Source organism: Paenibacillus sp. ClWae2A, from assembly GCF_032452295.1.
Classification (GTDB): Bacteria; Bacillota; Bacilli; order Paenibacillales; family Paenibacillaceae; genus Paenibacillus.
The window spans coordinates 34808-58805 of the sequence record NZ_JAULSQ010000019.1 but is presented as its reverse complement, the minus strand read 5'-3'; the positions used below and the strand labels follow the sequence as shown (position 1 = coordinate 58805).

Here is a 23998-nt window from a genome sequence, read left to right as displayed (position 1 = left end):
GGCTTAATAACCCGAAATCAGTTCACGCAGCTCACGGATAATGGCCGCATGTGACTCCGTTCCTTCCCCATAACGTTTACCAATCTCTTGACGTGCTACAGCCAAATTCTCTTGATAATCTGCTGCTTCACGATCTGGATTAAGGCGTTTGAATTCAATCATGACTTCCTGTACATGCTGCGGACGAGGTCCCCACTGACCGAGCACATGACCACCTGTATCTGCAAAAATAACGACTGGCACGGAACGGCCACCCATCGTTAGGAATTCATCCATCACTTCCGGATGGTTCTCCATAATCAGAACTTCTGTTGGGATTCCTGAGATTTCAAGCGCTTGGAACACAACCGGAATATTACGGACAACATCTCCGCACCAGTCAGCAGCCAGAATTAACACACGCAGATCGTCGCGATGGTTCAGGCTCTCAAAGAACTCACGATCCTCTTCGTTTAGCCAAGTAAAGCTATCATAATTGGCCTGGAATTCACTTTGGTTCTTGGTCATACTCTCGATAAAATCTTTCGGTGGCAGACCTTTACCGAATTTGTGAGACAAGTTGGGTTTACCCATGACTAGACACTTCCTTTCTTTTTGCGAGCATTCATCCATTTAATAAGTACATAAACGATCATAAGGGCGAGAGCGACAAGCAAAATAGGCATAACATATGGTGCCGCTTTCTCATCAATATTCTTCCATTGATCTCCAAGAATCATCCCTAAATATATAAACAATGCAGTCCAAGGTATAACAGCGAGTGTAGTAAGCAAAATGAATTTGCCTGCGTGCATTTTCGTGATGCCAGCCGGGATGGAGATTGCATGCCTTACCACCGGAACAAAACGCGCCGTGAAAATGACACCTGTACCATACTTGCGAAACCACTCCTCGGAATGGTCGATGTGTTTTTTCTGGATGAGTATGTATTTACCGTAGCGTTCAAGTACAGGCCTGCCGCCATAACGGCCAATCCAGTAAATAAATAACTGGGCAATCACACCGCCCACCGTACCAAAAATCATAGCACCGAAGAAGTTGATATTACCTTGTGAAACGAGAAACCCTCCATACGCCAGCACAATTTCGCTTGGGATGACTTCCAACATTAATCCAAGCATGATTCCAAAGTAACCAAGACTTTGAATCCAATCGAACAATTGGCTGACAAGGTTATGAATAAAGTCCATCTCAACCCTCTTTCTCCATCCTGATTGGCGGTGCCCCTCCGCACCATGGATGTTCGTCCCTATTTTATCACAGGGCTGTGGACGTTGCTACTTCACGAGGTTGGGATAGTGTCCCGTTCGCAGCAGTCCGCATATGGTAAGGGGAGAGGAGCGTGAGAAGATGTCACACAAGTCAATGCCCGGTTCACCACCGGTCAAACATACGCAATCCGGTCAAAACCTTCCTTCCGCCAGAGGAATTCGCCGAGCATGCAGCAAGGAATTGTACCGAACAGCCAAAAGGCTAAAAATATATGTCTCTCCCGAACGGATGAAGCAGGCGGAAGACTATTATTACGGTAAGGTGATTACGAATCTGCTCTGGATTGGGGAGAATCGCGACAACCGTAAAAAGTTATGTGAGTGGTGGAACAAGGATGTCAGTGCAGAGATCGCCACGCTGTGGGAAGTAGAAGTTGAGCCATTAAAAGATGCGTTTCAGCACGCATTTGGCGGTTATCGTCTGTAGATATGGAGGAATGTAAAGCTTCGCTCCAGGTGGAATTCAGGGTCGTCTTCTAGCTTGCGGATCGAGCAGAGCATGGAGCCGACCTCCACGTGGGCATGAATATAAACTGTGAGTATATTTTCATGCTCACACCTAAGCCCAAGTCCATGAGCGGTAACGAATCTGAGGCGTCTTATTCAAGGATTTGAAGCACTCTTAGAAATCTAAGGAATCTGAGACACGTTATATCGGAATTTTTGGCCTTTTATAGGATTTTTGTTAGGGAATTTCCGGAAATAACGTGTCTGATGTTCCTTACAATTTGAAAAGAGGAGCTAAAGGCCAAACAAGACGTCCTGTGTTCCTTAGAAAATCGCATAGCTTCCGCAAGGAGTAGCCAGCTTGGACTCCCAGACTTTTTAGACGCTGAAATCCATCATCATATCGCTTGGGTAAACGTCAAGATCCAGCAGTGATTCAAGGGCTCCGCTTGGTCAACTCTGGAGTAAACGGAAGATAAGAAGCCGAAGCAAGCCTGCGCAGGTTCTCTCCATAGCCTGGAGCATGTTCTTCCAGTACAAAACGACGATCATTGCGAACGTTTCCTGCTTCCACTTCCTCAGCCAACAGTTGATACCGTTCATACATCTGTACACCAGCGGCGGCAGTCTGTCGGGCTTGATCTCTATATCCTGCCTTCCATTCCCGCCGCGCTGCCTGCTCCATCCAATACAAAGCCACGGATTGGCCAATGCCATCATACCGATTCAATACGATCGCTTGTTCAAAATATTCTCCTGCCTGCTGCCCTTCGCCAAATTGGGCTGCTAATCGTCCCAGTTCGATGTAAATCTGAGGGTGTATCGGAGAATGGGACAGGCTGTTCAAAAGGAGTGATTCTGCTTCTCGTCCCGGGAGAGATCGTGCAAGGGAAATCAAAATATCCGGTCGATTCGAGTTAGACTGAAGGGCAGCCATAAGATGCAACTTTTGTGCTGGAGTGCCATCCGGTTCAGACAGCGCCTGACGGTACTGCACTTCTGCTACAGCGTATCGGGAGGTCAGCCAGACTGTTCCGCCCAGCCAGAAAAGGATGATCATCACTGTCGATACCCGTATTAGCCGAGCAGTTACTCGCTGAAGAATATGACAGAAGGAACTCATCGGGACAGTTGATGAGCGGGATTGGGTTGGTAAATATCGCAAGAAAAGAGATCTGGATTTAGATCTCGATTTAGATCTGGAGGGATTGTATTCCACAGTTCCGCCGGATCGTTGGACTCCCAATGCTTCCGTCTTCAATGCGGATGCCCATGAACCAAGCCAAATAAAAAGCATCCAGAATATTGTGAAGCTCCAGTCAAAGTCCATCGCCCCATGCAGGCCAAAAGTAATTACGGATGGCATGAGCTGCGGTGCGAAGTAAAAGATGCTTCGCAGGGTGAGGAGAAACCACCCTGCGACAAGCAGGATGCCAATCATGCCCGTGTCCAGGGCGAGATCGAGCAAGCCGTTGTGAACCTCGCCTCCAACATAAGGCGAGGATTGAATGGCGCGAAACATGTTGCGCCATGTATCTCCCCCGTGGCCAAGCCATGCGGCCTCGGTCCACAACCTTAGGGCATCCCGCCACATCTGTAGGCGGGACACCCCAGTTCCGACACCCGCCGCGAGGCGATCGGCGGTGGAGGCCACGGCCATCAGTGCGGCGGTGGCTCCGGCCAGCACGATGGCCGTCCAGGCAGCGGCGCGCGGAGCCTTGGCGGCGCCGCTGTGCCATAGGCGGCACAGCAGCAGCGTGCCGAGCAGCGCAGCTGCCCATGCCCCGGCTAGTGCCAGCAGGCCGGGCACGGGTGCAGGCGCCAGTTGGGCAGCAGCCAGCTGGCGGTACAGCCAGGCCGCACACGCCAGTGGCGCGGCCATGGCCAGCAGCAGCGGCAGGCGAGCACCGCGCTGCTGCAAAGCAAAGGCGGCGACCGCGGCGCAGCCGGTCGCCAGCCAAGCGCCGCGCGACTCGCTCAGCAGGAGCGCCGCTTGCGCTGGCATGAGCGGCAGCACTGCCGCGATGAGTCGCCCGGCCGGCACAGGCCGGGCTATGACTCGCGCGGCGGCTGTCAGCCGCTCCAATCCGTACATGCCAACAATGGCACCGTACGCATTAGGATACTGCAATAATCCGCCGAGTCGTGCACCGGCGGAGCTGATCTCGGGGTCAGCAGTCCGCATCACTCCGTAAGGCAGCGGCAATATCCCACACACGGCAAGGATGCCGCTTAGCACAAGCAAGCCGCCTGCCATCTGCCAACCACAGGCTAACCAAAGCGCACCATCCGTGCGCGCAGCCAGTATTGCGGTTAGCAGAGTAAACAGCGCAAGCAGGCTCCACCGCAGCATTTCATCCATGCTGCCCTGTTTACTCACCGAGCCTGCCCATGCATGTAGCCCAAAACAAATCATCATCCCCAGCGGCCACAGCACACGCCACATCCCGAGAGATTGAAATATTGTCTCAACCATTCGTTCGATGTTCCCCTGACTCTGTACCAATGACATGGGGATTCGTTCACTCGCCTTCTGAGGACGATTACCTACAAGGAAAAGAAAAAAAATGATCAATATGCTTCCTGCTGCGATCAGAAGGACAGGATACAGATCGGCGGAATAGTACAACCCTCGACTCAGACACCCTGCGAGCAGCAAAACAATGGAGAGTATGCCCACTGCCCCAGTCCACCCCGATCCTGAATAACGTTTACACCTCAAACTTTGAGAAAAACTACCTGACGCATCGGTCTGGATATCTCCATTCGGATTATTTTTATCATCTTTTTTATACGTATGATCTTTGTTGTATGTATCTTCCCTGTTATCTACATATTCTGTACCCTTTGCGTGGTGAGACCCTCCAAACACCTGTTCCATCATTTCCTCATTAGCCGCATACCCTCGTTTATACCATACAACGCCCTTATCCATTGTCCTATTCTCCATCCTTATACCCCCTCCTTCCACCGCTCCATATGCATAACAAAAAGACAGAAGATCCCGATATCGGGTCCTTCTGTCTTATAGATATATACCTGACAGCTATGATGTTGCTTGCTACGAAGTATGTGCACTCTATTTAAGTTTACATTCAGAGACCCTAATTACAGTATGTCCCTGGATTGGCATTGGCACACTCAGCAAGTATCGCAATTTGCGGAATCTTGAACGGTTTCTTTGCTCGATTTTGATTTCCCGATAACCTGCTTGCCATCACCAGGAAGCAAATCCGCACAAGCCCGCTCTAAATATGGATCGGCATGAATGAAATCACGGAAAGCTGTATATTCATTCCACATCTCCGTCACTTCGCCCGCCTGACCGCGAACAGCTCGAATCAATATGTTTTTAGGCGTATTCTCCATATCGATGAATTCAAGCAATTGTGTCTTGTATCCCATCAGATCAAGCAACTTGGCACGAATCCCATCCGTAGCCAGTGCGGAAAAACGTTCCTTGAGGATGCCATGAGACAACAACGGATTCATCACGGAAGCCTCTACCTGGTCAAACAGTTCATGCTGACAGCAAGGAACAGACAGAATAACAGAAGCTCCCCAACGAACTGCCTTCTCCAAAGCAGCATCGGTAGCTGTATCACAGGCATGCAGCGTGACAACCATATCCACTTCGTTCAATTCATCGTAGTCCGCGATGTCTCCAACCAGAAACTTCAGATCGCCATAATGCAATCGATTAGCCAGATCATTACAGTGTTCAATTACATCTGCCTTCAAGTCCAACCCAATAATCTTGAGTGAACGACGTTGTTGTACAGACAGATAATGATATAACGCAAATGTCAGATAAGACTTGCCACAACCAAAGTCAACGATGGTCAGCGGACGTCCCTCAGGTAGATGCGGAATGACATCCTGCACCATTTCGAGGAAACGATTGATCTGTCTGAACTTGTCATACTTGCGGGCCAGCACACGACCTTCTTCGTTCATAATACCAAGTTCAACAAGGAAAGAGACGGGTACTCCCTCTTCCAATACATATTGCTTCTTGCGATTATGCGAAAGATCCACCGCAGTTTTGGAAGCAGATTTGGTCAGAATGGATACTTTATATTTTTTGCTGATCAAAATTTGATAGTCTGCCTCGGTTGTACAGAGCAGACCTTGACGAAACGTCTCTTCGCATAACAAAGTCATGCGCTCTGCCGCTTCAGCCGGAGTCAAATTCTCGTGCAGCACTTTGTTGTTATAATGAAATGCAAATTGATAATGCAGCTGATTCTTCAGTGTCACCGGCTTGACTTGCACTTTGGTATACGAGACATTGTCCCGTCTGCGCAGCTGGCTCCAGGTCGCTGTAATCAGCGAATTCTGTTCAAAGATGTCTTGTATAAGCTTTCGCAATGAATCCACGGGGTACATCTCACTTTCGGTTTGGTTTGGTCAACCGTTACCATACCACAATTCCGTTCCCTCTCCAAGTAAAGGCATGTAACAAACCTTGATCCAATCCATATTTAGGAGCTCATCTCTTGACGACTTAGTTCAGCTAACCCCTCTTCAACTTCGTTACGTGGCAAACCGCCCTGCTCCAGTTGTTCATCCGTGAGTTGGCTCAACCTTTCATAGAACGCCTGTACATCATCTCGGTAGCTCACAGGGAATTCAGCACCAAGCTGGAGCAGTCTGTACCAACTGTTCTCTGCCTGGTCGTAACGTCCTTGTTGTTCACGATACAGGGCAAGCTGTCTTTCGGTTCGAGCAGGAAGTTCATATTCTTTCGTGAGCCCTAATACACCCTCCACCCGTTCAGGTGCGTCCAATAACTTAGGATTAGCGCCATGATTCAATGCATACAGGTAAAAATGAACTGATCTCATCAATCGAATGACAGCCTCATCCTCTGCGTCCATTCTCTCCTGATCCTCTATGCCTTCCACTTTGGCCTTCTCTTGATAAATATATGCTTCTTCTTCAATCAGCCTCGCGGCTTGCTGCAGATTGTCCACTTCAATCATTCCGCGAAAACGGAACATTTCAATAACATCCTCTGCTGGCAACGAGTTCAGTAGCGATAAGTTCATCCCAAACTGCCTGCGCATCAGCTCATCCAGTTCAGACAATGCCTCGGTGTGCTTGCGTTGCTGTTTGAGCGTGAACACTTTGCCAATTGCTTCAGTCATTTCCTCCATCATGCGGAGCAGATAATCTTTTCTGAACATGCTGTATGCCCCCTCATCATTCGAACCTATACATTCAATCTCCCTAATATCGTTCCTTTATATTTATTTTAATTCATGCCGTCACAAAAAGCCAAAAACAAGACACGCACGTCTATGCTCTGGACATGAACATACTAAACCCCTACCTATCCCAAAGGGACATTGCAGGGGTTAGTTGGAATGTAACTGGGTACTCCTCCTCCACAAGAAGTAGAATCATCCAGAAACCAAACTATATTCTAATGAAATCAACATAAATCACTTCATCAATTACTTCGATAATCCAGCCATAAATTGTTTAATGACCTGAATTAACTCTTCAGGAGCTTCATACATGCTCATATGACCCGCACCCGCAATCACGGCTTGCACGATATGTGGCTTGTCACTTGTAAATGTACGTTCTGGCGGGATAACTGCATCCTTTTCTCCCGCAACCAGCAATACAGGTAAAGGTGTAGCGGACAACACATCGCGGCGATCCGGGCGTTCACGCATAGCAAGTGCAGCACCAACCGCACCTTGAGGGGCAGTCTGGTAACCAATTTCCTTCACACGTGTGACTTGCTTAGATAACGATTCCACATGTTCCGGTGCGAATAGGCCGGGAACCAGTCCATCTACAAAATTTACGATACCTTCAGTTTGAATGGTGGATACAGCGTGCAGGCGTTTCTCCTTGGCTTCTTCACTGTCCGGATAGGCTGTCGAATGAATCAGACCAAATGCATTCAAACGCTCCGGGTGACGTTGTGCAATTGAGAGCGCAATATATCCCCCCATCGAGTGTCCCAGAAGGACTGCCTTTTCCACCTTCAGCCCATCCATCAACTGCAATACATCGTTGCCCATCTGTTCGATGGTATAACTTCCTACAGGTGCATCTGTTTTTCCGTGTCCACGCAGATCAGGTACGATACAGCGATAGCTGCGTGCCAGTTCGGGTACAACCTCATCCCAATACGATGAACTGCCACAGTATCCGTGGAGCAAAATGAGTGCTTCTCCTTTACCTTGTTCGGCATAACAAATCGTCGTTCCATCACACATCACTTTTTCCATATGAATCCCTCTCTCTGCGCGAATTAAATAATTCAGGTTGTATATTATTAAGCCTACATATCATGAATGAAACGTTTGTCTCCATTTCCATGCTTCAATTGCGGCGTCTGCAATCGTTCGGGACATCCCCATGACCATATGAAGCGAGGTCATCTGCAAAATGGAATAGGGTCTTGGTCCATTAGCATTAACCACAGCTGCTACACTGTATTGTCCCACAGGGGGTAGCTTGCCTCCAACCGATTGGGCTGGAGTGAGTGGGTTATTGGAGAGATAGTATGTACCTACGGCATTCTTTGGACCCAGACATGCATCAATCGCTATGATGGCATGGTGTGCAGGAATAAGTGCCAATTTCTTCTCCAGCGTATCTGCATCACAAGGGGAAGACAGCGTGCCAATTACGTTCTCCATTCCGCTCTCTTGCAGTAAACTTCCTGTCAGTGGACCCAGAGCATCCCCGGTGGAACGGTCAGTACCGATGCAGACAAACGTAATTTCACCTGGAGAATGAAGTTGAACGATGTTTTTGAAAAATAAGACCAGATTCTCTGCAGGCACGCCTTTGCGGACTTCTCTTCCTTGATGGCGAACCATTTCTCGCTTATACGCTGCCAAGCTGTATTCCCTCCAGTACACTCAGGTTTCCATTAAACCCTGTTGTTGTATCCATCATTGTAACCGATGCTTCGTTTCCCCGCAAAAGCATTGGCCTGAGCGCTTCCAATCATGATACAATAACAAGAGTTTCCGATACGGAAGGGATGAACTTAACGATGGATTTAACACAAGCAACAGCAGCCAATATGGAATATATGATTGAAGCGATCAAAACCAAACTTCGTATGGCGAGCGGTGCCGCCATGCAGGCTTCTTCATTCCCACTTGAGAAATATGAAGATCTGTTTGACCTGTATGAAATGATTTTGAGCAAGGAACATCTCAGTATCTCTGAAGTGGAAGCTGTCGCTTCGGAACTGGGTAATCTTCGTAAATCTTAGCTAGTGTTGCTTTTAATCATTTGTGACTTCTATGAAGTCCTATTCAAAAGCAAGCCTAAAAAGGACCTGTTTTCCACATCAACGTGGCAACAGGTCCTTTTTCGCGTGTTTATATTTCCAGACTATCCTTAACGAATACATCCCATCCTTAAGGCAGGTCAACCAGAACAAATTCGGCAGGTTCACTGTCTGTGCTCGTGATTTGCAGATCACAGCTTTTGCGAATTCGTGCGGCATCCCCCGGCTTGAGGTTAAAGTTGCCATCCGAACAATGAATCTCTACATGACCACTGATCAGGAAAAAATGTGTACGTCGATCTTCGTGTTGCGGGTACATCAACTTCTTCCCGGACTCCAAATGGGACAGGTAACAGGTTACATCCTGGGAAATAGGCAATGCGCCTTCGGTTCCCTCGCCCCCTTGCCCGGATACAATCGGACATAGACGATTCAAATGCTCCTGGGGCTCTATTCTCCGATTTGTATAGGAAGGTTTCAGCATACGCTCCGATGGCAAAAACCACATCTGGAGAAAACGTACCGGTTCATCCGCCGACGGATTGGTCTCGGAGTGCTCGACTCCCGTACCCGCACTCATCACCTGGACCGTACCCGGTTCAAGCAATTGTTCTGTTCCCATACTATCGGTATGTTTCAGTGTACCTGATATGACATAACTGACAAGTTCAAGATCATGATGTGGATGTTTCTTAAAGCCTTCTTGCGGCATCAACGTGTTGTCATTATGAGCCAACAGACAGCCAAAATGAGCGTTGCTTGGATCATCATAATCTGCAAAGGAAAAGCTGAATTCACTGTGTATCCAACCTCGATCCGACGTGTGCCTTTCTTCCGATGTCACCACTTTAATCATGTTCATCCACCTCCAAGGGTTTTGAGCTGCCACGTTACCGCGGCAGTCCATGCGTGTATATGAATTGTATAGATGAATACCAGTTGGTATGTCATCTTTACCCGGGGTCCGGCAACTCTAATCACGCCCCTTCTTAAGGTTATACGCTATCTTCAAGTGAGTGGAGAATGAACTCACTATCTGCATGACCTACAAGGGTACCGGCATCATTTCGGATGTCCGAAGGGAACACTTCAGCCAATCGCGCAATGGTTCTCTCATTGGAATAACCAATCTGTTTCAGGATCGATTGGGTAATGAAGGCCCACTCTTCCTCGGAACCATCAAGCACCTTGAAGGTGATTCCCAATCGTTCTTTTTTCAGACCAAAACCGAATACCCCCTTGAATCCACCCTTCGCTACAATGTTATCGTCTTCCAGCAGCACTGAATCTACACGCTCCGTGCCACCTACCATCAACGGATGTTCATTCATAGCTGATGTTATGGTCTCTACAGCTGTTCTTGTGGAAGGATCAGCGATAAGATCCGGACAAGCGAGCTTCAGATAAGCGTTCGACAATGCCGACAACGGCAAAGAAAATACCGGAAAGCCGCAGCCATCCGTCCCAAGCTCAATTTCTTTTTCCTCAATACCTGCCAGGTCTGCAAAGGTTTCAAGAATTTCACGTTGCACCGGATGATCCGGTTCAGCGTAACTGCCCAGATCAACCTGCTTCATCTGACTGTACCCCAGAATCCCCAGATGTTTTCCGGAGCAGTTGTGCAAGATGCGCCGTTTCTCTCCTTGTCCACGTAACCATTGATTACGGCTTTCTTCATTAAGCGGATAGCTTGGTGCACAGATCAGGCATTCTTCTCCCAATCCAATTTTACCGGATAACTGCTCCAGTACCCGAATGTGTTCCGGTTCCGAACGATGCGAAGAGGACATAATGGCAATCTCCTGTGCTGATAGGCCATAGTGACTGGCAATCCCTGCCCGAATGCCTGGAATGGCTTGAAAAGGTTTGGCAGATGAGCGAGTGAACGCTCTAAAATGAGGGTCTCCAGCCGAGTATACGATTCGGCCATACTCATCCGTAATACTTATGTGTCCGTAATGGGCGCATTCCATAACGCCTGCACGGTATTCTTTAATTAACAAGGCACTCTCCATGCGAGTTCTCTCCTTTATGCTCCCGATTTCATCTCTGCTTTGCGTCACGACGCCGCATGGGATATCTTAAATAGTATAGTACAAAAGCGACGTTTTTACAGTTTTTTCGACAGGCATTTCGGGTATAGCTTTATCATCTATGTTCATCTACTACAACTACTGAAGGAGACACTCACTATGCCACGCAAAATGTCTACACCATCCTCATCAGGTTCAACTCCCGGCACGTTGTTACGTCCACTCCTTAACTGGGGTTTGGCTGGTCTGGCCCTCAGTTCTTCGGTCGTATTCATTCTGGCAAGTCTCGGTGCCTGGTTGGGTGCTGATGTTATTATTCGTCTGGATGACCAAATTCAGCAATTATTTTATCTGAATTCAGATTCACGTCTTCATCTATTCCCTTACACTGCATTCATAACCGCATTGGGCTCATTCAAAATCTCTGCTGTGGCTGCAGGAGGTTTTGCTCTTCTTTTCTTCATACAACGCAGTCCAAGGTTTGTTATATATGGATATGCGCTCACAGGCAGTTTTGCCATGATGTGGATTCTGAACACGTTATTGAAGGAATTTTTCAGACGAAGCAGACCTGAACTGGATCATCTGCTGGTTGTTCACGGGTACAGCTTTCCCAGCGGACATGCCATGATCTCCATGGGCTTCTACGGCATGCTCTTTGTAATCTGGGCCATTGAACGACAGCGACATACATCTTCTGGTGTGTGGCTTCCTGTTCTATGCGGTATCAGTTTTATTTTCTTGATTGGTATCAGTCGGATCATGTTGGGCGTTCATTATCCTACAGATGTATTTACCGGATTTGCTGCTGGATTGGCATGGATCTTCTGCATGGTTAAAGGCATTAAACAAAGCCGCTGAAGAATGAATTCCTCTGATTTCCAGTTCATTTATCCTCATCTTTATTGTTTCACAGGGTTGCACGGCGTTTATATACGAAGTAAGCAAACGCGAACAGACAACATCCTACATCAAGTTTAAAGGAGGCGGTTGTTATGTGGGGCATCATTATCAGCATTGTGATGGCTGTCATCATCGGTTTGATCGGAGATGCACTTGCCGGTCACAACATGCCTGGAGGCATAATCGGTGCAATGATTGCCGGATTTGCCGGAGCCTGGCTGGGAGCACTTTTGCTTGGTAACTGGGGACCAGTTATCGGTAACTTTGCCATCATCCCTGCTATCATTGGTACAGCGCTCTTTGTTTTCTTGCTGGGGCTTGTGTCCAGACTGCTAAGACAGGCTGCCTGATTCGGGCAACAAGGTGTTCGTTGTTTCGTATTTGTTTCTTAAATTGAAGAAGGAGTGATTAGACATGAATAAAGCAGAAGAGCAATATCCTGTACAGACGGGTTCGACTTTCGCAAAAGGTATTTTCATCGGGGGTTTGCTGGGAGCTGCAGCAGCATTACTCTTTGCGCCTAAACCGGGACGTGAATTGCGTGGTGACCTTTCCGAGAAAGTAGGCATGGTTACTGACCGCACCAAAGAAGTGGCAACGGTTGTAAGTGACAAAGCCTCTGAACTGGCTAAAACGGTCTCTTCCAAAACTTCCGATATTGCAAAAACAGTAAATCAAGGCCGCAATGATGTCATGGATTCTGTGAGAAAAGCGTCCGCTGATGTGGCTAACGAAGCATCCCGTGCATCGGAAGAAGTGGCTGCCGCTTCTGTTGAAGCGAAGGAAGATGCACGTAAAGAACTTAACTCGACTAGCCTGTAAGGCGATACAGATCGAGTGACCAATAGCCAGCTGCACTCCAGCTGGCTATTTTTTATCCAATGCAAGTTGAGGAGGACGAATAATATGAGTAAAGTTACAATCAACGGCAATACTCCAATTACGGGAGGAACACCGGCACAGCAGTATGATACAAGCGAGCATCCTTTTGAATTGCGTCATGAGGTAAAACGATTGAACACACGTCTGGACCAGATTGCGGACAGTCTGGAGAGAGCACAGATCAAGGATATTATTGAGAATTACAGCAGTCCCAAAAAGCGGATTATTACCAACTTTACAGCGGGCATGGCACGAGGTCTCGGTCTGACTGTGGGTACCTTTGTTGTTCTCGGTTTGCTGGCATTCATTCTGAGCCAATTCGTGAACATGCCGATTGTGGGCCAATATATCGCTGACTTGCTTGGTTATATTGAAGATTACAAAAACTAAGAGGACTAGCCAACAGTAGGCTACCCCTTACGCTTTTCAGTTTCTCCTTTTTTCTCGGTCTCTTCAGCTGAAGGCTGCGAGGATTTCACTTTCAGCAGATCTCCTGTCCAGCCTTTCATCATCAGCCATACATACATGCTGATCATGCTTAAGATAATGACAACAAGGACCAGTACAACTCCCCATGATTTGTCGATAAAGGGTAAGTTCTCGAAGTTCATCCCCCATATCGCGCCAGCTGCCGTGGCAGGTATGAACACAGCGGTGACAATCGTCAGTGTTTTCATGATCTCATTGCCACGTACACCGGAGATTGCATTATCAATGGAGATTAACGTATCGATTTCTTTCTCGTAGTGACTAAACAAACGTTCCATTCGCTCTACTCGATGTTGGAGCTGTTGGAAGTATCGATTTTCATTTATTTCATCAAGGTAAGCTTCATGCGAAGCAGCCATCAGTTCCGAGTAAGGGATGAACAGATTACTCCAATACAGTAATTCAAATCGAGCGGCGAGAATCTGGTCCATCAACGTGCGAGCATTGCGGGATTCCATCTTCCGTTCCAGATCACGCAGGTTCATCTCAAAATGATCCATCCCCACATGGTAGTAATGCAGTATAGCTCGAAAAAGTACAAACATCCCGTCCCTGGCTTCACTACATTGCTGTAACATATGGGCACGTTCATCCGTCTTCATAATGCATCGTGTATTGTCATCCATATTCAAGGTAACCAGGTTATTGCGATCGACATAAAAAAACATCTGATTATCTTGACGCTGGTCGTCTCTCTCATTCTTGACCGCATACAGCAATGAACCAAATATGACTGGTTCTGTACCATTCACAAAACGGACGGACAAATAATTCGATTCGACTTCCGGAATTTTATGAAGCCAATACTGCATATCTGGAAATGCCTCTGTCAGCTCCTCCAAAGCATCGTTCATGCTATCGGTGTCAGGTGCAACCCAATCCCACCATTGCCAATGGTCCGAGCAAGATAACTTGTCACGGCGGGCTTCCAACTTGATTTGGTTCGCAATCACTTTATCCACTCCTGCACTTATGTTCGTTCATTGCATATCCGTCTTTTTTGATCCCAAAAAGGACACGTATGCATTTCAGCGCAATGACGTGTCCTTCTTTATGCCGTACTCAACAACATTAGGGTTCCATTTTTCATAACATTGAAGCATTAGACATGATCTGTTTCAATTTCTCTGTAGCTCGCTTCTGAATCCGAGATACACTCATCTGTGAAACACCAAGCTTCTGGGCAATTGCCCGCTGAGATTGGCCATCCTGGAATGCTAGAATAAGTACCTGCTGCTCTTGTTCCTTCAATTGTCCCAATGCCTGTTGCAAGTCCATCCGTTTTTCGACCGAATCATAGTCATTAACATCTGCACTGATCAGTTCACCCAATGTTGCTGCACTGTCATCCTGAGATAAAGGAGAATCCAGTGATACATAGTGGTAACATTCCCGACCAGCCAGAACTTCAATCGTCTCTTCTGCAGTCAAATCAAGGTATTCAGCAATTTCGTTCACACCGGGTGAGCGCTCCAGCTTAACGGTTAACTCATCAATGGCATGTTGCACAAGGGCTCCCTTTTCCTTAATCCTCCGGGGAACCTGAATATACCAGGATTTGTCACGCAAGTAGTTCTTCATATGACCGATCATGCTCTTCATGGCATAAGGTTCAAACGGAATACCCAGGTTGATATCGTATTGCTTCAGCAAACGAATCAAGGCCATCTGCCCGGTCTGATACAAGTCTTCGTATAGATCGGGGCGATTCCGAGCAATTTTACCTGCTGCCATTTTGACCATCGGTTCATATTTACGGATAAGAACTGTTGCAATTTCATTATCTTGGGTCTGCTGGTATTCCCAGATCAAACCTATAGCTTCAGACATGGACTCTGGGGGAGTCACTTTTTCATTCATACTTTCTCCTCACTTCTTGCAAGACGTTTTACGAGTACTACTTTCGTACCTTTGCCCGTCTCACTTTCCACACTGACATCGTCCATCAAGGCTTGCATCAGGTAGAACCCAAGTCCGCCAATCTGTGCTTCTGTCAGTTCTTTGTCGTGAAGACCGGCACGTGACACAGCAGGATTCATGTTTTCGAAGCTGGAACCTTCGTCCTTGACAGTAATGGACAATGTTTCGCCATCCACTTCGAACACAACTTCAACCATGCCGCCTTCATGTGAGTAGGCATATAATACAGAGTTGTTACAGGCCTCGGATACAGCAACTTTCATATCCTCAATGTCTTCATAAGAAAATCCCATTTTGGATGCTACTCCATAAAGATTGAGTCTTACAATATCAACGTAATCAGCTGTCGCAGGTAAATTAAGGGTGACTCTTTGAACTTCTGCATTCATTCCTTTTTCGATCCTTTCCTATTGGGAATTCTTCTGTGTGACAAAGAATTTGGCGATGCCCGTCATATCAAAAAGTTTCTGAATTTGCGCAGGAACTTCCTGTACTTCAAAGCGAGCTTCCATTCCGTGTCTTGCCTTCAGAACAGATAACAGGATACCAATCCCTGTACTATCGATATACTTCAATTCTTTCATGTTGATCACAAGATCTTGTTCCTTGTTATCCACGAGCGGCTCCATCACCAAGCGGAAGTCAGGAGCAACCGACAAATCCAGTTCGCCAGTCAGATACACCGTGCACACGCCGTCCTGAGTTTCGGTTCTTGCATTGAATTTTTCATTTTTATTTGTATTCATTAGACATCTCTCTCCTGATCAATGGTTTCCTTACCTAATAACCCAACTTCAGCACGAGTGAAACAGAAAGAAGTTTGGCAAATGTTTCAATTGGCCTGATTCATGGCTGAAGGGCCTGGGTTTAACATTTGTCGTTGTTTCTGAAACTGGGCTATTTTCTGTTTTACATTACCCATTTTCACCGGTTTACTAATATAATCATCCATGCCGGCAGCAATACAGCGTTGCTGAATACCTTCCATCACGTTAGCAGTCATGGCTATAATGATTGGCTGATCGGACTGGGACAGGCTCTCTCGAATCCGCCGTGTACACTCCAAACCGTCCATAACAGGCATCTGCAGATCCATAAACACATAGTCATAGGGATAGCTGCTGCCATTCACCATATCGAGTGCACTCTGCCCATCTTCAGCAATGTCTGAGAGCAACCCAAGCTTGCCAAGCATAATCGCCATCAACTTCTGGTTAATAGGATGATCATCTACAATTAATACCGTTGGATATTTATTCTCATTCTTCACATCCGTCGGCTTATCTTCCCCGTTCCTCTGGACAAGTTCAGTTTCTACATAACGTTTCGCCTGAATTGTAAATACAAATGTGGCTCCCCGTTGCTCTGTTGTATCCAGATAGATCTGTCCACCCATCATTTCAACCAGAGTCTTGCATATTGCCAGTCCTAAGCCAGTTCCACCGTATTTACGTGTCATTGATGTATCCAGCTGGGAAAACGGCTGGAACAGACGATCAACTTTGTCTGAAGCAATACCTATCCCGGTATCTTTAACAGCAAACTCCAATGCCATTTGTCCATCCTTTTCTTCCTTAACTGACACGATCAGATACACTCCACCCTGATCGGTGAATTTGATCGCATTTGCAATAAGATTCAAGAGAACCTGACGGAGCCTTGCCATATCTCCATAGATTAATTCAGGGACAGAGTCTTCCAGGAAATAATCCAGTTCCAGATTCTTTTTGCCTGCTTCTGCAGCAAACAATCCCAACACTTCCCGAATACAGGAGACAATTTCAAAGGGATGCTCTTCAAGTTCCATTTTGCCGGATTCCATCTTGGTAAAATCAAGAATGTCGTTGATAACCGTGACAAGTGCATCTGCGCTGCGACGAACGATATCTGCATATTCCTTCTGATCTTCCTTCAGTTCCGTCTCCATCAGCAGATCCACCATACCGATGACTCCGTTCATCGGTGTACGAATCTCATGACTCATCATCGCCAGGAATTCGGTCTTTGCATTGGCTGCAATTTCTGCTTCTTCCTTGGCCTGAATGAGTTGTTGGTTCATCTTCTCCAGTTCCTGTGTCTTCTGGTGAAGCAGCATCGTCTGTGTCTTCAGTCGTTTATTGGTGATAAACATCTCCACAAAGCCCTCGATTTTGGATTTCAAAATCTGAGGAATAAATGGCTTAACCATGTAATCAATGGCCCCAGCTGAATATCCGGCAAACAAGTGCTCCGCTTCTCTGCTATTCGCAGAGATGAATATAATCGGCACATCCTTGGACTTGTCCCGTGCCTTAATTAACTTTGCTGTCTCAATTCCGTCCATTCCAGGCATCTGCACATCGAGAACGATAACCGCAAATTCGTCTTTTAGCAGACAGCGGAGTGCCTCTTCTCCGGAAGTTGCCTTAACGAGTTTATATTGTTCCGATTCCAGAACTGCTTCAAGAGCAAGCAAGTTCTCAGGGCGGTCATCTACCAATAATATGTGGATTGGTTCATTGAGCCCCATGGCTAACGCTAACCCCCTATTTGATCTTCCGGTATATTTTTTCGGTCCGGTCTAACGGCTCATAGGTATCACTGAACTCTGTAAAATGTATCGATTCTTTTGACCCCAGAACCAGAATACCAAAGTGGCTCAAGCTCTCATGAAACAGCCCGTGCACATGGTTCCGCAGTTCATCATTAAAATAAATCATGACATTACGGCAAAAGATAACATTAAACTCGTTAAATGACCGGTCTGTTGCCAGGTTGTGCTCGGCGAAAATGATGTTCTTCCTTAGAAAAGGATGAAATATCACCGAATTGTATTTCGCTGTATAGTACTCGGAGAAGGCTCTGGTACCCCCTGCCTCCAAATAATTTGTAGTAAATAGTTTCATTTTCTCAATACCATATACGCCTTCTTTGGCCTGTTGCAAAGAGCGATCATTCATATCCGTTGCGTAGATTCTTGCCTTGTCATACAGTCCTTCCTCATGCAACATGATCGCCATCGAATAAACTTCCTCTCCCGTAGAGCATCCTGCATGCCATATTCGGATATACGGGTAGGTTCTCAGGATAGGAATAATCTTTTCCCGAAACATTCGGAAAAGCGAAGGATCTCGAAACATTTCCGTTACAGGGATGGATAAGTTCTGTACAAAACGGTCAAACGCGGAGCGGTCATGAAGAACACGCTCCTGCAAGCCGGATATGCTCTTAACACCTTCAGCATGTGCATGATGCCAGATTCTTCGTTTCAGGGATGGCAGGGCATAGTTTCTAAAATCATATCCATATAAACGGTGCATGCCTTCCAACAGCAACTCAATCTCGATCAGCTCGCGTTCTTCATCTTGCGGCATACGGACCAAATCTGCCCCCGTCTCGGTAGGTTCCCACGGTGTCATAAGTTCTCTCCACTTCTTCATTTGTTACTTGCGTATTCGTCGTATTGTCTTTCATTACCCAAACAATGAGCATACGAATAATGAACTTACGAATACAGCCATACGCGCATTAAGGATAACAATTGATCGGTCTGGATCGGTTTTTTCACATAATCAGATGCTCCGGCCTCAATACATTTACCGCGATCCTCTTTCATCGCTTTGGCCGTGAGCGCAATAATTGGCAACTTTTCAAACTGCGGGATCTGTCTGATTCGTGTCATCGCTTCATAACCATCCATTTCTGGCATCATCATATCCATCAGTACCAGATCAAACTCCGGATTTTTCTCCAAAATCTCCAATGCCTCTCGGCCGTTCTCTGCAAACGTTACATCCATCCGATAGCCTTCAAGGACACTTGAAAGGGCAAATACATTACGAATATCGTCATCTACAAGCAATATTTTTTTGCCTTCAAACAACGTTTCTTTGTTGTGTAGTTTCTGTAAGATTCGACGCTTGTCTTCCGGCAAATTGGCTTCTACCCGATGCAGGAACAAAGTGGTCTCATCCAGCAGACGTTCCGGTGACTTCACATCCTTGATAATGATGGATTCCGCATATTTGCGCAGCTTCATTTCTTCTTTGGAATCCAGTTCTTTGCCTGTATAAATTATAATCGGCAGATCGTTCAGATATTCATCATCGCGAATCTGGTCGAGCAACTCAAACCCGGTCATATCCGTTAACATCAGATCCAGTACCATACAGTCATAACGCTGGCTGTGTAATTCATTCAAAGCCTCACTACCTGTCGATACAGCGGTGATTGCAACATCATCATGACCAATCAATTCAATAATGGCTTTACGCTGAATCTCATCATCTTCGACGATCAACAGTCGTTTCAATTGATTCTCGGTATATGATTTGATATGCGAGAATGCTTTATCCAGTGAATCCTTGCTCGAAGGTTTTTTCAGATACGCAATGGCACCCATCATCAGCCCTTGCTTCATATCATCAATGACTGAAATCACATGTACCGGAATGTGACGTGTTGCCGAACTGCTCTTCAGCTCGCCCAGAATGGTCCAACCATCCATCACCGGCAGTTGAATATCCAGGATAATGGCATCCGGCAGATATTGACGTGCCATTTCAAGTCCTTTATCACCTTGAAGGGCAACAAGTGCTTTGAATCCTCTTCCTCTCGCCATATCCATCAAAATATGTGCAAAGTTCACATCATCCTCAATGATGAGGAGAATTTTGTCGCCTTCCATGATATTCTCCCGATCATCTTCGATCTGCGTGACATCTGGAGTATGGGAAGGAGACAGATCTTTACCCACGCTACGCTCCGGATCAGGAGAGAGAATGGACTGATGACTTGAAAGCATGGTCCGTGTTTCGATGGACTGTTCATAAAGATCCTCTGAGGATACAGCCGCTTCTCTTGAAGCACCTTCCTCCGCCAGCGCTTCCTCTTCATGATTATCCGGCAGGTATAAGGTAAAGCAGCTACCTTCCCCTTCGGATGATTCCACCTGTATTGCGCCACCAAGCAAACGTGCCAGCTCCCTGCTAATGGACAATCCCAGGCCAGTTCCACCGTATTTCCGGCTTGTAGTCCCGTCTACTTGCTGGAACGCTTCAAAGATCAGATCCGTCTTGTCCGATGGAATGCCAATGCCCGTATCTTTCACACTGAATCCGAGATATTGCTGATTGGTGTTCATATAACCCGGCAGCTCTTCCGGTTTCATCCGTCGTCCAATCAGACTAACCGAACCTCGATTGGTAAACTTAAATGCGTTCGACAACAAATTCCGTAAAATCTGTTTGACGCGATGACTGTCGGTGTATACCCATTCCGGCAGATCGTTGTCGAACTCGATATTCAAGTTCAGTTCCTTTTTATTCGCCATCGGTCCAAAGTTCTGCTGAACAAAGCTGGTCAGCTCTTCCATTCGAACGGTCTCATAATTGATATCCATCTTACCTGCGTCCACCTTGGACAGATCCAGAATCTCATCAATCATCTTCAGCAGATCCGCGCCCGACATGTAGATCGTTTGCGCATATTCCTGCTGTTTGTCAGTCAGATTTCCACCCTTGTTCTCCGACAATAACTGGGACAAAATGAGCAGACTGTTCAATGGTGTACGGAGTTCATGTGACATATTCGCTAAAAATTCGGACTTGTACTTGCTTGTCATCGACAACTGTGTAGCTTGCTGTTCCAACTGTGTCTTTGTTTTCTCTATTTCGTCATTCTTCTCTTCGACTTCACGCACCTGCTCTTCAAGCGCCCGCGTCTTGGCAATGAGCTCTGTATTGAAATGCTCCAGTTCTTCCTGCTGACGCTGGAGCAATTCCTCTGAACGTTTAAGCGCCTCTGTCTGCTCCTCCAGATTCTCATTGGAACGACGAAGTTCTTCTTGCTGTGTCTGTAATTCTTCCGATTGAACCTGCAGTTCCTCAGTCAGTGCCTGGGATTCACGCAGCAGTTCCTCCACACGCAAACGACGTCGAACGTTGTTCAAAATTACGCCCAGGTTCATAATCAGTTGTGTAAATAACTGCTTGTGCAGTTCATTGAAACCTTCAAAGGAAGCCACTTCAACTACACCAATCAGTTCATCTTCAAACACGACAGGATAGATCATGATACCCGCAGCACGTGTTGAGCCTGAAGCTGAACCAATATGCACGTAATCATCAGGCGTATTTTCCAGAATAATCGGTGTCATATCCAGCGCGGCTTGACCAATCAGGCCTTCACCGATGCGATACACTTCCTTACCAACATCTTCGTTCTCTTCAAATGCGTATGCACCGTAGCGTCTCAGTTCGTCGGGATGTTTTTCCTCATCGATCAGATAGACAACACCCAACTGAGCACCAAGCACAGGTGTGAACTCACTGATAAACATCTGTGAGATTTGGCGAATAGATCCAATCCCCCGAAGCAACTCCGGGACTCTTGCGATGTTCGAACTCATCCAGTTTTGATCTTGCTGAGCCTGTACATAAGCCCTCTCGATCTCCAGTTTTTCTTCCAGATCACTGGATACATCTTTGAACACACTGGCAATCTGACCAATCTCATCCGTTGATTTGACCTGAATGCGCCGAATGGTTCGGTAACGCCCTTTACCAAAACTGGTAATCATCATAGATACAGTGTTCAGCCCCCGTGTAATACTCGGCAGCACCCACATAATGACACCCAATGCAAGCAACAACCCCGCAATCATGATACTTATCGTGATCTGCACCGCTCTCGTATACGCTGCGTTAGCGTTCTTGATCTCGGCATCAATCTCTTGGTCCTGATAACGTGAAAGAGCATTCAAACTATCCACAGTTTCTTTTTGCACCGCGAGTCCTGTTGAATTGCGGTAGTTATTCGCATCTTCTACCCGGTTTTGGGACATCAGGTTGATCTGTCTCGTTGCATAAGATGTATAAGCGGTCCACGCCGTATTCACACGATCCACCAGTTGATGTTCAGGTGCACTGTCTGCCCGGTTTCTTACTTCTGCGAGGTAACCATCCCCCCGATCCTTCATCTCCTTCAGGTCACCTTCAGCAGCACTAATCGAATTGTTCGGATTCAATAACAAGTTAGCCAGCACTTTGGCAATATCATTGACCTCTCCACGTGCAGCAGAAGTGAACCTTACTTTGAGATAACGTTCCTGATACATCTGATCAATCTGTTGATTACTGCTGTTTAGCCGTTCATAACTCACAAACGTGAGCACGATCAGAATGGCCATCAGAGCGGTAAAACCAATCAGCAGTTTATTCCTGATCTTCATTCATCCCCCGCCCCTTTATCCAAAGTAATCCAGACCAGACATTTATCATCATCCCGGTCCTGGGGAATTTCGTCGTCGAAAAATAGTGCCTGCATAGCAGCTTCATCCCACTGATGGGAGCCGGCCAGTTTTTCGATCAGGAATTCATGTTGCTCCTCCTGCCCGCCCTGAACAGCTTCCAATAAGCCATCCGTATAGATTGCAATATGCCCGTCGCCCTCGTAATGGATCGTTTGTGGTTCAATATCCATTTTGTCAAATAAACCGACAGGACAGCAGACGCTGTCAAATGTGGTCACACTGCCGTCGTTTCGGAAAAATAAAGCAGGTGGATGCCCTGCATTAACATAATCAATGCGCTTCATCCGTGTATCAACAACCAGATAAATTGCCGTGAAATAATACTGGACCAATTGTTTCTCCAGATGGAGCTGGTTAAAACGACGGTTCAACTCCTGAATGACCTTCTCTGGATCCACATAAGTGGTAACCGTATCTTTCAACACAGAAGCGATAAACATCGTAAACAGGGATGAAGATATCCCGTGTCCCATCATGTCGAGCAACAGTACTCCGTAACGGCCTTCCCCAAGGGGGTACCAAGAATACAGATCACCCGCAAGCTCAAAGGATGGTTTATAGATGGCATGCACTTGGAACAACGGGTCTCTAATTGCCGGACTTAATACAGCATTTTGGACCATCGCTGCCAACTTGAGCTCATCCTGAATACGTTGATCACGCTCTTTATGCCAATCCTTCTCCTGTTTCAAACGAAGTGCGAGTCGAATTCTGGCCATCAGTTCGACTTTATTAATCGGTTTGGTCACATAGTCAGATGCACCTGCATCCAATGCTTCGGCAAGTTTCTTGGAGTCCCCGATCGCAGTCACCATAATAATCGGTATATCCTTCAGATTTTCAAATTTCTGCACAATACTGCAGGCTTCGATGCCATCCATCTCGGGCATCATCATATCTAGTAAAATCAGGTCAATATCCGACGGTCTTGGACGAAGTTCGTTGCTTTCCTCCCCAATTCCCAACACTTCAAACATTTCCATGGCGGAACTCGCCGTTACAATGTCACGATAGTTTTCTTTTTTCAGAATTTCTCGAATGATAATGACATTCGTCGGATTGTCGTCAACAATAAGTATTCTCATTGATATCTCCTTATCTGTGGCGTCCGGGTTTGTCGATTCTTATTAGGTTAAAACGAACGTTGATTATACAAATTTTGCATACAAAACGGCAGTAGACATAATAATTCCTAGTATAACTATAATCGTAAAAACAAAAAAACTCTATTAATACGTGTTCAAAAAGGGGCGGTTTTCAGTACCGAGAAGATGGGATAAAGCTAGAAATGGAGTAGCGGAGCGTAGGGAAAACTACGTGAGCAACGGACATTTCGGCTGAATTCCATATTCGATGCTGATGATGCCACTAGGCATCCTTCGTAATCAAAAGCGAACCTTTTGAACAACCTCTATCAGTAAATGGCACCATCGTAGGGGATTATCCCCGCGACCCACCCTGTTTTTGCAGCGTCCTGACCCCGCTTCCAAAC

General features: G+C 46.6%; 23 protein-coding genes. 6 read left to right on the top strand and 17 right to left on the bottom strand.

Going from position 1 to position 23998, the window contains the following annotated elements:
- Positions 1 to 3: 3 nt before the first annotated feature.
- Positions 4 to 573 carry a thioredoxin family protein gene (locus QVE09_RS29515; protein ID WP_315939708.1) on the bottom strand — a complete coding sequence of 190 codons (570 nt, stop codon included), beginning with the start codon at positions 571 to 573 and terminating at the stop codon, positions 4 to 6.
- 2 nt (positions 574 to 575) lie between these two features.
- Complete coding sequence (gene uptA, locus QVE09_RS29510) at positions 576 to 1190, bottom strand: undecaprenyl phosphate transporter UptA (RefSeq protein WP_264932937.1); 615 nt, start codon at positions 1188 to 1190, stop codon at positions 576 to 578.
- 160 nt (positions 1191 to 1350) lie between these two features.
- On the opposite strand from uptA, the gene QVE09_RS29505 reads away from it, so the two are divergent.
- Positions 1351 to 1698, top strand: a complete 348-nt coding sequence (locus tag QVE09_RS29505; protein WP_315939707.1) for a dehydrogenase — start codon at positions 1351 to 1353, stop codon at positions 1696 to 1698.
- Positions 1699 to 2154: 456 nt separating this feature from the next.
- On the opposite strand, the gene QVE09_RS29500 is transcribed toward QVE09_RS29505, so the two are convergent.
- From QVE09_RS29500 to yyaC, 5 genes are all read right to left on the bottom strand, one after another.
- Positions 2155 to 4668, bottom strand: a complete 2514-nt coding sequence (locus tag QVE09_RS29500) for an O-antigen ligase family protein (protein WP_315939706.1) — start codon at positions 4666 to 4668, stop codon at positions 2155 to 2157.
- Positions 4669 to 4859: 191 nt separating this feature from the next.
- Complete coding sequence (locus QVE09_RS29495) at positions 4860 to 6107, bottom strand: class I SAM-dependent methyltransferase (protein ID WP_315939705.1); 1248 nt, start codon at positions 6105 to 6107, stop codon at positions 4860 to 4862.
- 95 nt (positions 6108 to 6202) lie between these two features.
- Complete coding sequence (locus tag QVE09_RS29490; protein ID WP_315939704.1) at positions 6203 to 6907, bottom strand: DUF6483 family protein; 705 nt, start codon at positions 6905 to 6907, stop codon at positions 6203 to 6205.
- A 270-nt stretch (positions 6908 to 7177) separates the two neighbouring features.
- The gene (locus tag QVE09_RS29485; RefSeq protein WP_315939703.1) at positions 7178 to 7969 is read right to left on the bottom strand and encodes an alpha/beta fold hydrolase; all 792 of its coding nucleotides are present in this window, start codon (positions 7967 to 7969) and stop codon (positions 7178 to 7180) included.
- A 60-nt stretch (positions 7970 to 8029) separates the two neighbouring features.
- Positions 8030 to 8587: a spore protease YyaC gene (gene yyaC / locus QVE09_RS29480; protein WP_315939702.1), complete on the bottom strand. Its 558-nt coding sequence runs from the start codon at positions 8585 to 8587 to the stop codon at positions 8030 to 8032.
- A 158-nt stretch (positions 8588 to 8745) separates the two neighbouring features.
- Between yyaC and QVE09_RS29475 the strand changes: the two genes are divergently transcribed.
- On the top strand, positions 8746 to 8970 hold the full coding sequence (locus QVE09_RS29475) for a DUF1128 domain-containing protein (RefSeq protein WP_017692283.1): 225 nt from the start codon (positions 8746 to 8748) through the stop codon (positions 8968 to 8970).
- A 148-nt stretch (positions 8971 to 9118) separates the two neighbouring features.
- On the opposite strand, the gene QVE09_RS29470 is transcribed toward QVE09_RS29475, so the two are convergent.
- Together QVE09_RS29470 and QVE09_RS29465 are read right to left on the bottom strand one after the other, a co-directional pair.
- Positions 9119 to 9844 carry a pirin family protein gene (locus QVE09_RS29470; protein ID WP_315939701.1) on the bottom strand — a complete coding sequence of 242 codons (726 nt, stop codon included), beginning with the start codon at positions 9842 to 9844 and terminating at the stop codon, positions 9119 to 9121.
- A 139-nt stretch (positions 9845 to 9983) separates the two neighbouring features.
- On the bottom strand, positions 9984 to 11003 hold the full coding sequence (locus QVE09_RS29465) for an asparaginase (protein ID WP_091038570.1): 1020 nt from the start codon (positions 11001 to 11003) through the stop codon (positions 9984 to 9986).
- A 177-nt stretch (positions 11004 to 11180) separates the two neighbouring features.
- Between QVE09_RS29465 and QVE09_RS29460 the strand changes: the two genes are divergently transcribed.
- From QVE09_RS29460 to QVE09_RS29445, 4 genes are all read left to right on the top strand, one after another.
- A complete protein-coding gene (locus QVE09_RS29460; protein ID WP_315939700.1) occupies positions 11181 to 11882 on the top strand; it encodes a phosphatase PAP2 family protein in 702 nt (233 codons plus the stop codon).
- Between the two features lie 134 nt (positions 11883 to 12016).
- Entirely contained in the window at positions 12017 to 12274 is a 258-nt protein-coding gene (locus QVE09_RS29455; protein ID WP_017692278.1) for a GlsB/YeaQ/YmgE family stress response membrane protein, read from the top strand.
- A gap of 64 nt (positions 12275 to 12338) precedes the next feature.
- The gene (locus QVE09_RS29450) at positions 12339 to 12746 is read left to right on the top strand and encodes a YtxH domain-containing protein (RefSeq protein ID WP_315939699.1); all 408 of its coding nucleotides are present in this window, start codon (positions 12339 to 12341) and stop codon (positions 12744 to 12746) included.
- Positions 12747 to 12830: 84 nt separating this feature from the next.
- Positions 12831 to 13196, top strand: coding sequence for a DUF5665 domain-containing protein (locus QVE09_RS29445; RefSeq protein WP_017692276.1), 366 nt, complete (start codon positions 12831 to 12833; stop codon positions 13194 to 13196).
- 20 nt (positions 13197 to 13216) lie between these two features.
- Here the strand turns inward: QVE09_RS29445 and QVE09_RS29440 are convergent, their stop codons facing one another.
- The 8 genes from QVE09_RS29440 to QVE09_RS29405 form a co-directional block, all read right to left on the bottom strand.
- Positions 13217 to 14245: a magnesium transporter CorA family protein gene (locus QVE09_RS29440; protein ID WP_397387122.1), complete on the bottom strand. Its 1029-nt coding sequence runs from the start codon at positions 14243 to 14245 to the stop codon at positions 13217 to 13219.
- A 136-nt stretch (positions 14246 to 14381) separates the two neighbouring features.
- Entirely contained in the window at positions 14382 to 15155 is a 774-nt protein-coding gene (locus QVE09_RS29435) for a sigma-70 family RNA polymerase sigma factor (protein WP_047841571.1), read from the bottom strand.
- A complete protein-coding gene (rsbW, locus tag QVE09_RS29430) occupies positions 15152 to 15604 on the bottom strand; it encodes an anti-sigma B factor RsbW (protein WP_315939697.1) in 453 nt (150 codons plus the stop codon). Before rsbW ends, QVE09_RS29435 begins: the two co-directional genes overlap by 4 nt.
- A gap of 18 nt (positions 15605 to 15622) precedes the next feature.
- Positions 15623 to 15961 (bottom strand): STAS domain-containing protein, encoded by a 339-nt coding sequence (locus QVE09_RS29425; RefSeq protein WP_036606989.1) that lies wholly within the window; start codon positions 15959 to 15961, stop codon positions 15623 to 15625.
- Between the two features lie 86 nt (positions 15962 to 16047).
- A complete protein-coding gene (locus tag QVE09_RS29420; protein WP_315939696.1) occupies positions 16048 to 17724 on the bottom strand; it encodes a response regulator in 1677 nt (558 codons plus the stop codon).
- Between the two features lie 16 nt (positions 17725 to 17740).
- The gene (locus tag QVE09_RS29415; protein ID WP_017692270.1) at positions 17741 to 18613 is read right to left on the bottom strand and encodes a CheR family methyltransferase; all 873 of its coding nucleotides are present in this window, start codon (positions 18611 to 18613) and stop codon (positions 17741 to 17743) included.
- Between the two features lie 86 nt (positions 18614 to 18699).
- Positions 18700 to 22425, bottom strand: coding sequence for a response regulator (locus tag QVE09_RS29410; protein ID WP_315939695.1), 3726 nt, complete (start codon positions 22423 to 22425; stop codon positions 18700 to 18702).
- On the bottom strand, positions 22422 to 23591 hold the full coding sequence (locus tag QVE09_RS29405; protein ID WP_315939694.1) for a PP2C family protein-serine/threonine phosphatase: 1170 nt from the start codon (positions 23589 to 23591) through the stop codon (positions 22422 to 22424). The genes QVE09_RS29410 and QVE09_RS29405 overlap by 4 nt, the downstream gene beginning before the upstream one ends.
- Positions 23592 to 23998 lie beyond the last annotated feature (407 nt).

Bases quoted from the DNA above. Each gene is read 5' to 3' on its own strand.
- QVE09_RS29515 (WP_315939708.1), bottom strand. From the start codon at position 573: ATGGGTAAACCCAACTTGTCTCACAAATTCGGTAAAGGTCTGCCACCG.
- uptA (WP_264932937.1), bottom strand. From the start codon at position 1,190: ATGGACTTTATTCATAACCTTGTCAGCCAATTGTTCGATTGGATTCAA.
- QVE09_RS29505 (WP_315939707.1), top strand. From the start codon at position 1,351: ATGTCACACAAGTCAATGCCCGGTTCACCACCGGTCAAACATACGCAA.
- QVE09_RS29500 (WP_315939706.1), bottom strand. From the start codon at position 4,668: ATGGAGAATAGGACAATGGATAAGGGCGTTGTATGGTATAAACGAGGG.
- QVE09_RS29495 (WP_315939705.1), bottom strand. From the start codon at position 6,107: ATGTACCCCGTGGATTCATTGCGAAAGCTTATACAAGACATCTTTGAA.
- QVE09_RS29490 (WP_315939704.1), bottom strand. From the start codon at position 6,907: ATGTTCAGAAAAGATTATCTGCTCCGCATGATGGAGGAAATGACTGAA.
- QVE09_RS29485 (WP_315939703.1), bottom strand. From the start codon at position 7,969: ATGGAAAAAGTGATGTGTGATGGAACGACGATTTGTTATGCCGAACAA.
- QVE09_RS29475 (WP_017692283.1), top strand. From the start codon at position 8,746: ATGGATTTAACACAAGCAACAGCAGCCAATATGGAATATATGATTGAA.
- QVE09_RS29470 (WP_315939701.1), bottom strand. From the start codon at position 9,844: ATGATTAAAGTGGTGACATCGGAAGAAAGGCACACGTCGGATCGAGGT.
- QVE09_RS29465 (WP_091038570.1), bottom strand. From the start codon at position 11,003: ATGGAGAGTGCCTTGTTAATTAAAGAATACCGTGCAGGCGTTATGGAA.
- QVE09_RS29460 (WP_315939700.1), top strand. From the start codon at position 11,181: ATGCCACGCAAAATGTCTACACCATCCTCATCAGGTTCAACTCCCGGC.
- QVE09_RS29455 (WP_017692278.1), top strand. From the start codon at position 12,017: ATGTGGGGCATCATTATCAGCATTGTGATGGCTGTCATCATCGGTTTG.
- QVE09_RS29450 (WP_315939699.1), top strand. From the start codon at position 12,339: ATGAATAAAGCAGAAGAGCAATATCCTGTACAGACGGGTTCGACTTTC.
- QVE09_RS29445 (WP_017692276.1), top strand. From the start codon at position 12,831: ATGAGTAAAGTTACAATCAACGGCAATACTCCAATTACGGGAGGAACA.
- QVE09_RS29435 (WP_047841571.1), bottom strand. From the start codon at position 15,155: ATGAATGAAAAAGTGACTCCCCCAGAGTCCATGTCTGAAGCTATAGGT.
- rsbW (WP_315939697.1), bottom strand. From the start codon at position 15,604: ATGAATGCAGAAGTTCAAAGAGTCACCCTTAATTTACCTGCGACAGCT.
- QVE09_RS29425 (WP_036606989.1), bottom strand. From the start codon at position 15,961: ATGAATACAAATAAAAATGAAAAATTCAATGCAAGAACCGAAACTCAG.
- QVE09_RS29420 (WP_315939696.1), bottom strand. From the start codon at position 17,724: ATGGGGCTCAATGAACCAATCCACATATTATTGGTAGATGACCGCCCT.
- QVE09_RS29415 (WP_017692270.1), bottom strand. From the start codon at position 18,613: ATGACACCGTGGGAACCTACCGAGACGGGGGCAGATTTGGTCCGTATG.
- QVE09_RS29410 (WP_315939695.1), bottom strand. From the start codon at position 22,425: ATGAAGATCAGGAATAAACTGCTGATTGGTTTTACCGCTCTGATGGCC.
- QVE09_RS29405 (WP_315939694.1), bottom strand. From the start codon at position 23,591: ATGAGAATACTTATTGTTGACGACAATCCGACGAATGTCATTATCATT.